The following is a 15,349-nucleotide window of genomic DNA, read 5'->3' as shown; positions in this document are numbered from 1 at the left end:
CAGGGGCGTGGTCTTCGCCATCAGGGCAGCTTCTCATCTCTCAGCCCTGCGCCGTAAACGCGCTCCAGCCCTGACAGCGACTCCTGCAGCGCCCAGTGCGCCGAACAACCACAGCGCCGTGGAATCAGCTCCCGTTTTCACCAGACGAGGCGGTGCCGGGGGTGTCGGCGGGGTTGGTGGAGTAGGCGGTGTCGGTGGCTTCTGCCTGTTCGTCAGTGTCACCACCACATCGTGAGAGCCCTCCTGCGTTGCTGTCTGCTGCGCAGCTGAGTCAAATCCTTCGATTGGCGTCTCGGCCACTGCGTACCGAACCGGCTCGCCTGCAACGGTTCGTGGCAAGTTCGTAAAGGTGTAAGTCCAATTGCCGTCAGCATCGGGGGTGATGGTGACGGGGTCGCCCACGTTGGTTGGGTCGCCCTCGCCAATTTGCCGGGTGAGCTGGACCGTGATGCTGTCCGGGATGGCGGGGGAGGTGCCTTCAAGCGTTTCGCCATCAACATCTTGCCAGATCTTATTGACCGTCACAGTCATTGGAGTCTGCGTATTCGTGATGGTGAGTGCGCGCACCTGCGGGGCATCCGAAATCATGGTGATGGGGGAAATGACTGAATCATAGCCGTCGACGTGCAACTCGTGAATTGAATATGTAACCTCTTCAGCCTCGTCGCTGCCAGCGTTGATGAGGGTTGTTGGCAGGCCTTTAAACGTGTGACGCCAGTTGCCGTCCTTATCAGGAGTAATGGTAATGGGATCGCCGAGCTGAGTCGGATCGTGCTGCCCGATTTGGCGCATCAACTGGATCGTGATGCTTGAGGGCAACGAGGGCGACGCACCGGGAATCTCGGTGCCTTCACTGTCATGCCACTGCTTAGCGACTTCCAGATCAACTGTGTCGGGTTTTCCGAAAGTGACGTTGCCGTTTGAACCGATTCCTGCACCTCGTTCGGCACTGTTTTTCGTGATTGTGAGCTTGGCCAGCGCTGATGCATCATTCTTCGTGTGATCTGTAGCCTCTGAGTGGAGACCCTCATTTCGGAGCGGCCGATCCCAGAAATCTTGCGGGTCGCCTGGAGCCTCTGGGGAGAAACGTTGGTCTTTGTTATCGAAGTAGTAGGTGACGTCGCCGCCACCCAGCATACGATTGGCCAAGCGTAAATTGATCGACCCGGCGGAACCGTAATTGTCGTGGGCGATATCGGAACCGAAATGGCTGGCAGAGTTATTGAAAATCCCGGCACCTTCTGTCACGTATAAGTCGATGGAGCCGGTCGGGCAGACCCACACTCCGCCACCGATATACCCCGCGTCATTATGGTTAACTGCAACGTTTTCAAAGTGCGCTGAGTAGGACTTGGTGGCCACGTAGACACCGCCCCCCATTTGCTTCGCCGTGTTCGCTTCGATGTTTCCGCCGCGTAAAGTAACGCGGTTGCTAACAATGTTGATACCGCCGCCGGTGCGAGAGGCACTGTTATGGGAGATGGTCCCGCCGTTCATGATAAAAGCTGCCGGAGAAAGGTCTGCCCAGGCATCAGGGGTGTACCCAGCCTGCTTTCCTGTGCTGGGGATCTCTGCCCATGTCTTTTCAGCGCCTTGTACGTAGTCATCGAATGTTCCTACGCCGCCTCCATTGGGAGCGGTGTTATTGGTGATCGTTCCGCCGTTCATTGTCACAACGGAGTTGCCAAATGAAAAAACTCCGCCGCCGCTGAATCGACTGGTGTTGTTGGTGATCGTTCCGCCGTTGATTTCTACTGTATTGCGTGCTGATTCTTTGGTCTGTTCAGCTTCTTCTTTCGAGAACGGCCACGACATTGCGAGAATGCCTCCGGCGAAGCCGTTGTTGCTGGAGATCTCACCGCCATTCATCACCATGTGGCCACCGTTGTACAGGCCGACCCCTCCTGCTTCACCGTAGTCGTACGGTGAGTGCTCACTGACGCCTGAGCCCCAACCGTCGGTGATGAGTCCTCCATGCATGATGAACGTTGCACCATCGCTGACTGCGATATTGCCTGCACCGTTTTGAGTAGTGGTGGGATCTTGTCGTCTGTGGTTATCGGTGATGGTGCCGCCATTCATGGTGAACGAAGCTTTGGAACCCGTGACGGTCACTGCACCGATGTGAGATCCTGAGTGGTCGCGTACGCCGCTGAGCGTGCCTTGATTGAGGACAAATGCTCCTCGTGAGTGGACAAGGATCTGCCCATTCTTAACGTACTCGCCGCGAGCGCCCATCTCGATCTCGCCGCCTTCGGGCTGAGCAGAAATGGTCAGGGTAGCGCCTTCCTCGACGTTGAACAGAGCAGAACCTCTGAACCCGTCCTCAGCGATGAGCGACGAGGAATTGGCTCCCCACGCATTGGCAGGATAATTGACCAGCTCAATGTCAGCTCCGCGTGGAATCGTGACAGTGTCGGTGAGATAGGGGCCGACCATTCCCAGAACGATGCGAGTTGGTGTGGAGCCAGCCTGTGTGATCAGTGAACGGAATTGGTCCTCGCTGCACGTGAGATCTTGCTGAGGCGTGTAGCAATAGACCTCAGTGCGTTCAGCATCTGGCGCCGATTCGGTTGCGGCTGACCGTTGAGTACGGGTGCGTGCTGAATCGGTGGCCGGCGCTGTCATCAATGGGGCAGCTCCAGACATCGGCGCGTCGGCTGCTGTGGAGTAGTCTTCATCTTCCACAGTACCGACAACAGCGGGATCCCCCGGATTTTCAGGAATATGAAGGCCTCCCTGCTCTGAGGGCGATTCAGTACCGCTTTGCGGTGAATCTGCAATGGTATTGGAGGCTTCGGGAGAGTCGGAGGCGGCGTCATCAGCCCAAGTCGGGGAGACGAAACCAACTACGAGGCTCGAGGTACACGCGAGCGCTGCCGCGCATAATGCTGCCAAATGTGTGAAAGCCGATGTGCGAGTGCGTGTCGGACTGTGCCCTGGACGAGAGGGTGCAAGAAACATGTGATCACCTGTCAATGGGTTTGAGTTATTGCCGTGCAACTGTGAGAGACAATCAACGAAAGCTTACCACTAGGTTGGAGTAAAGAAAAAGGGGGTCGTGACAAGTGCTCGTGGAAGGATGTCCACCACCACATCGCCCGCCTCACCAGCCACGGGTCGTGACAAGTGCTCGTGGGAGGATGAGTCAGGCAAATAGTGCGCTGAAGATTCCCTCAGTGGTCTTGAAACGAAGCGTTGCGGTTTTGTTCTACGTGTTTCGGAGGTTTGGGAATGTGGTTGGGAGGTATCGGCGGGAGTTGAGGTGCTGCGAGGTCAGGATGGTTGCGGATCGTCCTGCCGATGGTGGGCCGATGGCAGCGTGTGTTTTCTCAAACGACAAACGTCGCTGACGTACAGGAATAAACCGGCAACGGGTAATGTATGTGATTCTGACGCGGAAGCCCTCGCCTGAAACCATCAACGGCCTGTTCGAAGCTGAACCGATATGCAAGCAAATTTTTGGGACCGCTCCACCTTGTCGTACTCCCCACGAGAGCTAGAGCCCCTGGTAGAACGCTGCTTGCCTCCACCAAGCCCTCAACTGCACCAGTGAAGAGCAAAGTGTTCGATCCAAATTTGACAGAGTGTAAAATTTGTGTCTAGAAGAGATACGAAAAGGTGGCCCGCCCCGTGTTGGGGCGAGCCACCGGTGATATTTCAGTGGGGGAACAGTATCAGATTTGCATCGTCAGCTGACCCTCGTGAGTCTTAGCTTAGGCAGGCAGACGCTCGCCAGTTGCCGCCGAGAAGTTGTGTTGCTGCGCAGGAATGACGCGAGCGTGGATCACAGATCCCGTCTTCGGGGCGGTACGCGGAGGAACGCGAACGATCAACTGATCGCTCTTGTCTTCCTTATTCTCATCAGGATTCTCGTCGGTACCCGATCCAAGGCCGTGGCCTCCCTCGACACCTGCAAGGTGTCCGTAGATGTAGGCGTCAGAGCCGAGTTCCTCAACGAAGTCGACTTCGATCGGAATGGTGCCTTCGACATCTTCACCAACCAGCTCAAGTCCCTCAGGACGGAAGCCGATGACGACCGTGTTGTTGTCTTCTGGCTTCAGAGCCGCGATGGTGGCATCCGACAGGGCAACGCGAGCAGTTCCGAGGACGCCCCAGTTGCCTTCGACCTTGAAACGACCCAGGTTCATTGCAGGTGAACCGATGAATCCTGCGACGAATTCGTTGGCGGGGCGTTCGTACATTTCCTGAGGTGTGCCAACTTGCTGAAGGATGCCGTTGTTGAGAACCGCGATGCGGTCACCCATTGTCAGAGCTTCGGTCTGGTCGTGGGTCACGTACACGGTTGTGACACCGAGTTCGCGCTGCAGTGATGCAATCTGTGTACGGGTCTGAACACGCAGCTTGGCATCCAGGTTGGATAGCGGCTCGTCCATCAGGAACACCTGCGGTTTACGAACAATTGCACGTCCCATTGCGACTCGCTGACGCTGACCACCGGACAGAGCCTTCGGCTTGCGGTCCAGGTAGGGCTCCAGGTCAAGGATGCGTGCTGCTTCGTTCACGCGCTCACGGATTTCGTTCTTATCCGTGCCAGCGATCTTCAGAGCAAAGCCCATGTTGTCGCGCACAGTCATGTGCGGGTACAGAGCGTAGTTCTGGAAGACCATTGCAATGTCGCGGTTCTTGGGCTGAACATCGGTGACATCGCGGTCACCAATGAAAATGCGTCCAGAGTTGACGTCTTCAAGACCAGCAAGCATACGCAGTGACGTTGACTTTCCGCAGCCGGAAGGACCAACGAGGACGAGGAACTCGCCGTCAGCGATTTCCAGGGACAGTTCTTTCACAGCTGGCTTGTCTGAACCCGGGTAAATGCGGGTTGCCTTATCAAACGTTACTGTTGCCATGTTTTTAACCTCCACCGACAGGTACGTGCCGGACGATCCAAGTAGAGAGCCGGGACAACGGCGTCTTCACCGCTGCCGATGCTGCCGTTCCCCCTGTGAACGAAAGCACTGGATTAAAAATACCATGAGATCGACAGCGGGGGATACCTGAGATAGTGAATCAGTCCTGTTGTGCATGTCACTGACCAGCATCATCAGCTATGACAGTGCAAGAATCAGCCATGAGTGAAAGAGGTCTCGTCATTCTTGGACTCGCGCATGGCCCACAGTCTCACTGGGAGCTTCTTCCCGCGCCCGCTCTTACGTGATTGTCGAAAGTTTTCGAATCTAAGTCCTGCAGAGCGTCAACATTCGATACGCTCAAGGATGTGGATATCGGGCAACGCGTTGGCGGCTACGAACTGGTCAGCCGTCTGGGCACGGGAGGTGCCGGCACTGTCTGGCTGGCTCGTGACGATGGAGGAGCACAAGTCGCCCTGAAAATGCTGCACCCGGCTCAGGCTGCCACGGAGGAAGCCCGACAGCGTCTGAGCAGAGAAGCTGCCACGGTCAATCGAATCCGATCAGACGGCGTCGTGCGCGTCCTCGATGTTGAAACGGAAGCCGCTGAACCCTTCGTTGTCACCGAATACGTGAACGGCCCAACCCTCGCCTCGCGCATCCGCAGCGGGACAATGAAACTGAGCGAAGTGGCGCGCCTGGCCACAGCACTGAACCGTATCCTCAAACGTGTCCACGGGGCAGGGGTGGTTCACCGTGACATCAAACCGTCGAACATCATTCTGTCCGAACGCGGCCCCGTGCTCATCGACTTCGGTATCGCGGTCGGGGATGGGGATGACCGGCTGACGGCGACCGGACTGGTGTCCGGCACTGCGGGCTACACCGCACCGGAAGTAATGACGGGCAGTCCGGTGACTCCTCAGGCTGATTGGTGGTCCCTGAGCGCCACGATCCTGCACGCATTGACCGGCCGACCACCTTTTGGAGGCGGAGCACCCGGCGTCATCATTTCGCGCGTCCTTGCCGGTGATGCGGATATCGCGGGATTGCCTCCTCGCTTGGCATCGTCCATGAAACGATGCCTGGATCCTACTGTCGACAACCGTATGAGCTTCGAAAGCCTGTGCTCCGTTCTGAACGGTGCGGCAGATTCGCACGCTCGCGATGGATACGGCTCCGGCCACGACGACGAAACTGATCAGTACTCAGACACATGGACGGGGAGCTCACTGGTCACTTCCAGCCTGGGTGACCTGGGCTCAACATTCATGCCCTCATCATTTGACGAGAACGACTACACGAGTGACACGCCTGAGACAACACAGTATCCCGATCTGACCACCAATCAGGCGTACACCCAGCCTCTGACTCAGAGCACTGACGTGTATCGCGCACCGCAACCCGGCCAGCCAGAGCTCTCTGCCGGGCAGCCCAATCAGTGGGAGCCGCCTGTCACGATACCGTACCCAGTGTCTCCTCCCGACCAGACGGCTGTCATCCCCACCGACGTGCCTCCGCTTCCGCCCGATGAGGCGCAACCAGGGTGGCAAAGCGCAGGCCCCTTCCTGGTCAACAAGGGCGGCGAGTCGTTCAAGAAACTTCCGACGTGGGATGATGCGCAGTCACCCTCGACAATTACGGTGGACAAGCCTGCGCCCCTCGAACTGGCGGAGCCGGGCGAAGGGGACGTCGAGGAAACCGATGGTGAACCTGAATGGCAACCTCCCCCTCTGAAGAGAACGGGGGTCTTGTCGACCTGCCTGATGGCGGCCCTCTCGCTGCTGCCTGTCGCATACGGCATGTCGGGACTGGTCGCAGTGCTCGCAACCCTCCTGGTATTCAGTGTGATCGGGCAGTTCCGCGAACGCAAGGTCAACCGGCAGAGGGATCGCAACGGGCCGGGGCCGGGAGATACGGCCATGACACTTCTCAAAGTGCCGATCATGGTGGTGGTCGGTGTGCTGAGCATAGCCCTCGCTTCGGTGATCGCATGTATATGGGCGGCGATCGTGTGGGCCATCGCCATTGTGACGGTGCTGAGGGATTATCTTGAGATGTCTCTGGAAACCCTTCAATGGCCCGGTGACCTGGTGCTATGGGGCGGGGTACTCTCCGATCCCAGTGGAATCGCGACTCAGATGATTCCGCTGACGGCGCTGATGGCTGTCTCACTGGTGCTGCTGATGAGCTTCAGGATCCTCGAGCTTACTGAATCGGTGCGTGATGGAATGGCGATCGTGTTCCGCACCGTGTCGCCGCCGTGGTGGGGGCGTGCGCTGTTGAGTGCGGCTTTCCTGGCCATCCCGGTCGCGTTCTGGCTGACGACGGTTTCCTAGATGTGCTGACGGCGGTTTCCGAGGAAGGCGGCTGTGGGTGCTCAGGCCTGTTGGGTTCGCGTCAGGTGGGTCATCGCGTCATAATGATCCTGCGTGAAAATCAGTATCTGCCCGAAGCGAGGAGCACATAACCGATGGCGAAGTCAGAATCATCGCGTGATACGCGCACGAAGGCGCGGGAGATGCGCGAAGCCCAGCTCAAGTCGGAAAAGCGTACCCGCGTCATCGTTATCGGCGTGGTCGTGCTGATTGTCGTCGCCGTGGTTGCAGCTGTTGCGGCAGTGATGCTGACGTATCGCCCGAAAGGTTCGGCTCTGCCTGACGAGGAGGCCGCAGCGCTGCTGGGACCGTACGCAGATTCGTCGCCGGTGGTGTACTCCCACAACGGCATTGAGGATCCTGATCCCAACCTGCCGACGCTGACGATCTATTTTGACTACTCGTGTCACGTATGTGCGCAGGTTGACACCGCGGGCGGTGAAGAAATCGTCCAGGCTGCTACTGACGGGAAGTTCAACATTGCCTACCAGCCAGTCACAACAGTTGGCATGGACTACGCGAAACCCGCGACCACAGCATCGCTGATCGTTGCACAGAAGGATCCCGAACACTGGGTGGCGTTCCATCACGCGCTGATGGGCTTCTTCAATGAGCAGTGGACGTCTGGCGATACACGCGTCGTCAAATCAATGGATCAGTCCATTGACAAGGTGGCGGAACTCGCCCGTTCCGTGGGAGTTCCTGACGAAGTTGTCTCGACCTTCGACGCCAATGCGGTGCAAACCTACTTGGCGAACTCCACTAAAGTATGGGGCGAGAAGAAGTTCGCGGGTCGCGGCGATTCGTACGGCACCCCCGAATACGTGAAGGATGGCACGAAGGTTATTCCGTTCACGCTGGAGAACTTTGCCTCCGACATTATTTCGGGGATGGCTGAGTAAGCGGTTCGCGCTTGCCGTAAGCGGTGAGTAGTCGTCTCGAGGGATTCTTCACACTCAATAGATTCGATTGGTGTTCACTGGCGTGCTCATGGCAAGATATGTGAGCTGGCCACCTTAGCTCAGTTGGTAGAGCACCCGCCTTGTAAGCGGACGGTCGCGAGTTCGAGTCTCGCAGGTGGCTCCATACTTTCGAATTGGATGACGTCAGGCCGGCGATAAATTGGTCTGCGTATTGCCGAGGGCGTCTCCCGTCCCCTGAACATTCCTCGAGTGCAGGGGTGAGCCTGTGGTGGTGCTGGATCAGCGTCAACGTGGTGGACGGTAAGACGAACGCTTTCACAGCGCACACGGAATGGGTGCAGCACGATCGCCCATCGTGACGGTGCTACGAACTCGAAAGGCGTGTCGTAGCGGTGTCGGGGCGATCGACGCGACCCAATCGGTGGCCGATTGCGTTGAATCGATGAGGGCATCCCCGCTGACGCGGGGCGAAAAGAGCCACTCAATTAAAGAACTCACATTACATGGGCTCATCTCTGCGATGCAGAGCAACTAGCTCTCCACATCCTACATGGTGCATCTGGATCCGCAGCTGAGCTCGCGTGAAGCGGCAGTAGAGACGCGGAAAAACGCGTAGAAGTAGCGTCGAACGCAATAAAAGGAACATGTATTGTGAGTTCGTGACAACGGCTGAAAACTGTGTCATCCTGATCTCATCAGTCAAGGCCGACGAGAAAGCGACGACGATTATGCCTTCCAAAAATGAAGGGTATATACCTGCGGGTGCATCTGCGTCCCATGCTGACGCTTTAGCCGATCGACTCGAGACGGCTCTTCATCAGTTTTCACCTCAAGCAGCGGCTTTGTGGGCAAAATCTGGTGATGAATCCGGGTCGCTCAGTCTGCCCAGACACCTTGCCGATGCCGCGTGTGTGGCGGAAGCGTTATGGGAATCCTGGGTTTCGGAGCAGGTAAAACGTTACCTGGAGGATGTCACAGGGCTGGACGAGTCATCGTTGGGGACGTTGGTTGCATGGCTTGCAGGTACACATGATGTCGGCAAGGCGACACGGGCATTCAGTCGTCAGATTGAGGAGACCCCGCAAGGGCAGCACCTCGTCTCAGCGATCGCGGAGTCCGGTCTTTCCCTTGGCGGTCCGGAGGACCGAATCAAGTCAAGGGATCTGCCGCACGGGATCGTCTCGAAAGTACTGCTGTCGGATTGGCTGTTTGATTCTGGTTGTCTGACGCCTTACTCCAACCCGGACGGCGTCAGAATTCGTGCCCGACGTATTGCCAACTCGATCGCGGAGATTTCGGGTGCTCACCATGGAATACTGCGAAATGATCGGGAAGAATTCGCCCGAGACATCAACGCTCTATATCCACCCGACTGGCATGACATCCAGGAAGAGATCGTCAATGCGATGTCCGATGCGATCGGAATCAGGACGGTGTTGCCGAAGCTCAGGAAGCTCAATGCGGACTCGCAGCAGCTTCTCACTGCAATTGTGGTGATGGCTGACTGGATTGCTTCCAACCAGGAACTCTTCCCATACGTCATTACTGGTTCAGAAAGTGATCGTGCAGGCGAAGCTCTTGACAGAGTTGACCTGACGGCGCCGTGGTATGCCGACCTCGACGATCTTGAATCGAATGAACAAATCGAGAATTACTACCGCCAGTGTTTCGGGTGGAACAGCGACTACTCAACTCGCCCCATTCAACGGGAAGTAGTTGAACTCGTGCGCGATGTGGACGGGCCATGTCTCATGATCATCGAAGCTCCAACTGGTGAAGGAAAAACGGAGGCAGGCCTGGCAGCTGCCAAAATCCTCGCAGCGCATAACGGCTCGCAGGGCGTGTTGGTTGCAACGCCCACCATGGCAACCGCAAACGGATTGTTTGAACGCGTCGAAAGGTGGGCTGAAGCCAACACGGAAGACGAAGACGTGACATCCATGTTCCTGGCGCATTCCAAGCGGGATCTTTTCAAGCCGTTCAGGCGCCTGCAGATGCGCGATATCCACGATGAAACAGATGGACCTAGCGGGGTGGAAGTTTCTCGGTGGTTTGTTGGCCGCTATCGCGGAATACTTGCAAACTTCGTCGTGGCCACTGTGGACCAGGTGCTCACGATGGCGCTCCAGCAGCGGTACTCAATGCTTCGCCACTTGGGCTTGGCAGGAAAAGTGCTCATTATTGACGAGTGTCACGCATACGACGCCTACATGAGTTCGTATCTTGAAAAGGCGCTCAAGTGGCTCGCGCGCTATCACGTGCCGGTGATCCTGATGAGTGCAACGTTGCCGTTAAGCATGAAGAACCAGTTGGCAGGTGCGTACTATTCCGAGCTGTCGAACGAACCGCTTGAACTGATCGAAACTGGATACCCGCTGATCACACTGTTGACTCACGATGGTGTAGTCGAGAAAACGGTGTCGCCTCGTCCCACGCAGATTCACGCACAGGTCAGTATTATTGACGATGATCTCCACACTCTGATGGCGCTCATGAAGGAGCAGACTCAAGACGGTGGATGCGTCCTGCTTGTGTGCAACACGATTCGTCGTGCCCAGGAAGTGTACCGGGCACTGACTGCTGAATATCCAGGGGAGACTGAACTCCACCATTCAGCATTCATGGCAGCTCAGCGTTCAGATAAAGAAGATGCGCTTCGAGAATTACTGGGCCCGAATGCTCATCGTGGTGCAGGCCGACCGTGGCGACGATTCATCGTGGCAACACAGGTAGTGGAGCAGAGCCTTGACATTGATGCAGACATGCTGGTCACCGACATTGCTCCGATGGACCTGTTGGTTCAACGCGCGGGCCGTATGCATCGGCATATCCGGCCTGAAAGCGACCGACCAGCCCGAATGCGTGAGCCACACATTTACCTGCGCGGGGTTGTGAAACAGGAACCGGCTCCCGAATTTGAATCAGGCACCGAATTCATCTACGACCCAGCGCTGCTGATGGCGACCCTGCATGTCGTGAATACGCAGATGTGTCCGAAAGGTTTTCGTCGACCTGATGATATTGCGCCGCTTGTTCATGAAGCGTATGACTCGGACATCGACGTGCCGGATGGGTGGCAGGAGAGTTGGGACAAAGGGCGCACAGAAAGTGCAAAACGACTGGATTGCGCACGAAAACGGTCACAAACGTTCCAGATCCCGGGGCCTCAGGAAGCTGCGCAATGGGATGACTTCTTTGCTCGTTACACCGAAGCAGGTGTGAGCAGCAGTGAAGAAGCAGGTCTGGCTCAAGTGCGCGACACCGTTCCAACGATCGAAGTGATCCCCGTTCAGATCAGTCAGTTTGGCTATCAACCACTTGGCGGGCAGGACTACGTCGGTTTTGCCGAGGCGCCGGACTTCGCGCTGGCCCATCGCTTCGCATCGTCCACGCTGAGGCTCCCGGCCCGCTTTTCGCGCGATTCGCGGACTTTTGACGAAGTCGTCACTGAGCTTGAGCAGAACACTCCGAGCGGATGGGCCGAAAACTACATGCTCAGAGGCGCACTTGCCTTGTGTCTGGATCAGGACCGTGAAATCACGCTGGCCGGACGGAAGCTTTGCTACAGCACTGAGGAGGGATTGCTCGATCTTGGATATCGCCAGTAAGTCCCATAAGGACACCACTACCCTAAGGAGAAAGATGTGACATCTTTACACTCATTTTCATTGCTGACTGAGCCGTGGATTCGTTGTCAAAGCACTGATGGGGACATCCACGAAGTCAGTATTCGCGATGTTTTTTCCGATTCTCGCAACCTACGCATTATCAGAGGAGAATCACCTGCGCAGGACTATGCAATTACCCGTCTGCTTCTGGCGATCCTATGGAGGGCGCACGCTCGAAATCGATCCAGGGGCGCCGGCACAGCTTTCGAGTACGTTGGATGGTTTGAAACGCAGTGGAATCTTGCAAAAAGTGGTCACGCAGATGACGTCGTCCTTGACTACCTGGCAGGATTCGACGAACGGTTCGACCTTCTTGACGCCAAAGCGCCATTTATGCAGGTAGCTGACCTGCATACATCGAAGAACGTTCATTTTCCGCTCTTGCGCATGATTCCAGAAGCAGAAAACGACTACTTCACCATGCGCGCCGGAGGAGGACGCGAATCCATTAGCTTGGCTGAAGCGGCCAGATGGCTGATCTACCTTCAGGCCTACGACTACTCGGGAATCAAGTCCGGAGCAGTTGGCGACAGCAGGGTCAAGGACGGTAAGGGCCATCCGATCGGTACGGGGTGGACAGGGAGGACCGGCGGCACGCTGATTATCGGCCCGTCGCTGCGCCACACCTTGTTGCTGAATACCATCGCTGATGCGATCACAGCAGATGGCGATTCAGTCCCATGGGAGCGAACACCGGATGGGCCCGCGGAGCGACCCCATCCGCAGCCTTCTGGGCCTGCTGATCTTGCCACATGGCAGTCGCGCCGCGTGCGCCTGTTCTGCGAAGGGGACCGAGTTACCGAAGTTCTTGTCAGCAACGGCGACCGGATCCCCGACGCCGGTGCAAATGTCTGGGGCGACCCGATGACGCCGTACCGTTACAGCAAAAACAAGTCCAAAACGGACCGCCCGGTCTTTTACCCGAAGCCCTGGGATACCTCGCGGACAATGTGGCGTTCGCTCGAACCCCTCATGATTGTCGAGGGCGACCCGGGCACTGTCGAGGGGCACACCGCCAAGCGTCCCCAAAACATCGACCAAGTTGCAAAGCTATCCAGTGAGCTGAGAGGAGAAAACGTCTTCGACTGGCTCGATATTCAATTGGTTGCGGTTGAATATGGGACAAATTCGTCGGTGCTTGAAACGACTCTTTCAACTCAGCTAGATGTCCCTGTCGACCTCTTGAAAGAAGGCGCGCGTGCAGAACGTCGGGCTTTGCTTGACACCGCGCAAGCCACGAATGATGCTGCGAGCGCACTGGGCAGTTTCTGCGGTCAGCTCTTGGTCGCCGCAGGAGGAGAATGCTCGTTCCAACTAGCGCCAACAGACATGCTTCTTGCACGCCTTGAACCGGAATTCAAGCAGTGGCTAAAAGACTTTGATGCTGAACGATTTTCTGACCTGTGCCGACAGTGGCAGCTCAAAGTTCGCAGGGAAGTTACTCGTGAAGCCCGCATCGCCCTTGAGGGGGCAGGCCCCAGAGCCTTGGTCGGAAGGCCTCTATCACAAGGTGACGATGAGTCGCCATCGAGAATCCAATCAGCTGGAACAGCCTATGCGTGGCTCCAGCACAAGCTGAATGAAGTTTTGCCCAGAACCCACATACCGAAGGAAGGAAACAATGCTTGAACCACAAAGACTTGTAACTGGTGACAAGTTGCCCGATGAATCCCGACCTATGCTTCGCGTAAGCGTGAGAGAAACGACGAAGTATCTGCAGCAATGCGTGCTCAGCCGTGCAGATGACCAGGCCTCTGCGCATGCGCGGCAGACGCTTGCCGAACTGCGCCGACGAGCAGGCCAGATGCCGCTTGATGATCCCCTTGGGCTCCAGCTCGTTCTGCAGGAACTGCAGCCTCCGCTCAGCGAACGGGAACTGGGGCGAGGCGACGCGCCGTCGCCGTCCGAGACGGCTGCTTTCCACGCTCTGACTCTGTTCGCATTACACATGCAGGGAGCTACCAAGCCGATGCATGAGCAAGGCGCTTCTTTCGCTCGTGCCTGCGGAGCTTTCTTCAGACTTAGTGACTCGAAATCCATCAAGCCGCGATTTGACGCACTCCTTCTTGCCCGTTCGGACCGATCTCGAATGATTCAGCTTCGGTCAATGATTTCGTTACTGCGCAGCGCGGACTTGGCGTTCGATTACGGTGCTTTCGCGGATGACTTGCGCAAGTTGTCCCACCCGGAGCACCGCTCAGGCGTGCTCATGCGGTGGGGGCGTGACTTCGCAATGCCACGTACACCTTCCAAAGAATCCTGACACGTTTCAACAGTCACATCTTTTTTGCAGAATTCAACACTGAAGTAAACAGATCACCATCATCGAAAGGAACCATCATGTCACTTACCATCGATATCCACGCACTGCAGTCTCTGCCCCCAAGCTTGATCAACCGAGACGATACCGGCGCACCTAAGTCGGCCATCTTCGGCGGCGTGCCGCGCCAACGCGTGTCATCGCAATCGTGGAAGCGTGCAATTCGCAAGTACTTCGAAACAACCATTCAGGACCAGCCCGTTGGTTTTCGCACCAAGCGCGTGGTCGACCTCGTCGTGAGCAGGATTCTTGAACTTGATGAGTCGGGCGCGTGGGACGAGGAGCGCGCCGCCAAGGAGACAACAGGACTCTTCACGACGGCTGGGATCAAACTGGCTGAGCCCAAGGCGAAAAAGAGCAAAGTTAAGGGCGAAGAGACGGAGGAGACGCAGAGCACCGCAGCTCAAACTAGGTACCTTCTTTTCCTGAGTCCTCGCCAGATACTTCATACAGCTCAGGCAATCATTGAAGCTGACGGGGCAAAAATAGCCAAGAAACAGGCCAAGGAACTGCTGAATTCAGATCACTCAGTTGATATCGCGATGTTCGGCCGAATGGTGGCAGATGCTCCGAACTACAACGTTGACGCATCAGTTCAGGTTGCCCACGCCATCGGCATCCATGAATCCGAACCAGAATTCGATTACTTCACCGCAGTGGACGATCTGCGAGAAGATGAGCTGGAAACCGGTGCCGGCATGATCGGAACTGTTCAGATGATGTCCTCCACTCTGTACCGCTTCGCCACCGTGAACTTCGATCTTCTGACGGAGAACCTCGGTGATGCGGAAGCTGCGAGGAAAGCGACGGTCGCATTTGTCCAGGCATTCATCGAGAGCCTGCCGACAGGCAAACAAAACACATTCGCCAACAACACTTTGCCGGAGCTGGTCTACCTCGTGGTGCGTAAATCGCGCTCGATTTCGCTGGTGAACGCATTTGAAGAGCCTGTTCACGGAACCAACGAGGAGGGCCGTCGCCAGGAAGGTGCTCACCGTCTGGCCGATGAAGCTCGTGAGATCCAAGAACAGTATGGATTCGTACCTGAAGCCGCTTTCGTGATCGGTCTGGGAGCTCTGCGCCGCCCCTTCGAGGGATTGGCAACCGAAACAACGTTGCCTGAACTTGGAGGATTGTTGAGCACCGCCATTACAGAGGGGGAGAAGTAAAGTGTTGCATAGTCTTCTCC

Annotated in this window: 8 protein-coding genes and 1 tRNA gene; 7 read left to right on the top strand and 2 right to left on the bottom strand. The window is 56.7% G+C overall.

Annotated features, from left to right (window positions below):
* Nucleotides 1-33 precede the first annotated feature (33 nt).
* A complete protein-coding gene (locus BN3002_RS07115; RefSeq protein ID WP_058237275.1) occupies nucleotides 34-2,964 on the bottom strand; it encodes a Cna B-type domain-containing protein in 2,931 nt (976 codons plus the stop codon).
* A gap of 752 nt (nucleotides 2,965-3,716) precedes the next feature.
* A complete protein-coding gene (locus BN3002_RS07110; RefSeq protein WP_058237274.1) occupies nucleotides 3,717-4,871 on the bottom strand; it encodes an ABC transporter ATP-binding protein in 1,155 nt (384 codons plus the stop codon).
* Between the two features lie 368 nt (nucleotides 4,872-5,239).
* On the opposite strand from BN3002_RS07110, the gene BN3002_RS07105 reads away from it, so the two are divergent.
* The 7 genes from BN3002_RS07105 (at nucleotide 5,240) to cas7e (ending at nucleotide 15,329) form a co-directional block, all read left to right on the top strand.
* Complete coding sequence (locus BN3002_RS07105) at nucleotides 5,240-7,210, top strand: serine/threonine-protein kinase (protein ID WP_058237273.1); 1,971 nt, start codon at nucleotides 5,240-5,242, stop codon at nucleotides 7,208-7,210.
* Nucleotides 7,211-7,344: 134 nt separating this feature from the next.
* A complete protein-coding gene (locus BN3002_RS07100) occupies nucleotides 7,345-8,151 on the top strand; it encodes a DsbA family protein (RefSeq protein ID WP_058237272.1) in 807 nt (268 codons plus the stop codon).
* A 108-nt stretch (nucleotides 8,152-8,259) separates the two neighbouring features.
* A tRNA-Thr gene (locus tag BN3002_RS07095) sits at nucleotides 8,260-8,335 on the top strand.
* A 496-nt stretch (nucleotides 8,336-8,831) separates the two neighbouring features.
* A complete protein-coding gene (gene cas3 / locus BN3002_RS07090) occupies nucleotides 8,832-11,780 on the top strand; it encodes a CRISPR-associated helicase Cas3' (protein ID WP_257525570.1) in 2,949 nt (982 codons plus the stop codon).
* Nucleotides 11,781-11,816: 36 nt separating this feature from the next.
* A complete protein-coding gene (gene casA / locus BN3002_RS07085) occupies nucleotides 11,817-13,469 on the top strand; it encodes a type I-E CRISPR-associated protein Cse1/CasA (protein ID WP_058237270.1) in 1,653 nt (550 codons plus the stop codon).
* A gap of 64 nt (nucleotides 13,470-13,533) precedes the next feature.
* Nucleotides 13,534-14,103, top strand: a complete 570-nt coding sequence (casB, locus tag BN3002_RS07080; protein ID WP_257525569.1) for a type I-E CRISPR-associated protein Cse2/CasB — start codon at nucleotides 13,534-13,536, stop codon at nucleotides 14,101-14,103.
* Between the two features lie 77 nt (nucleotides 14,104-14,180).
* Nucleotides 14,181-15,329, top strand: a complete 1,149-nt coding sequence (gene cas7e, locus BN3002_RS07075; RefSeq protein ID WP_058237268.1) for a type I-E CRISPR-associated protein Cas7/Cse4/CasC — start codon at nucleotides 14,181-14,183, stop codon at nucleotides 15,327-15,329.
* Nucleotides 15,330-15,349: the final 20 nt, after the last annotated feature.

This window comes from Actinomyces ihuae, from assembly GCF_001457875.1.
Classification (GTDB): Bacteria; Actinomycetota; Actinomycetes; order Actinomycetales; family Actinomycetaceae; genus Pauljensenia; species Pauljensenia radingae_A.
The sequence above is the reverse complement of the archived record's forward strand: the minus strand, read 5'-3'. Positions and strand labels throughout refer to the sequence as shown.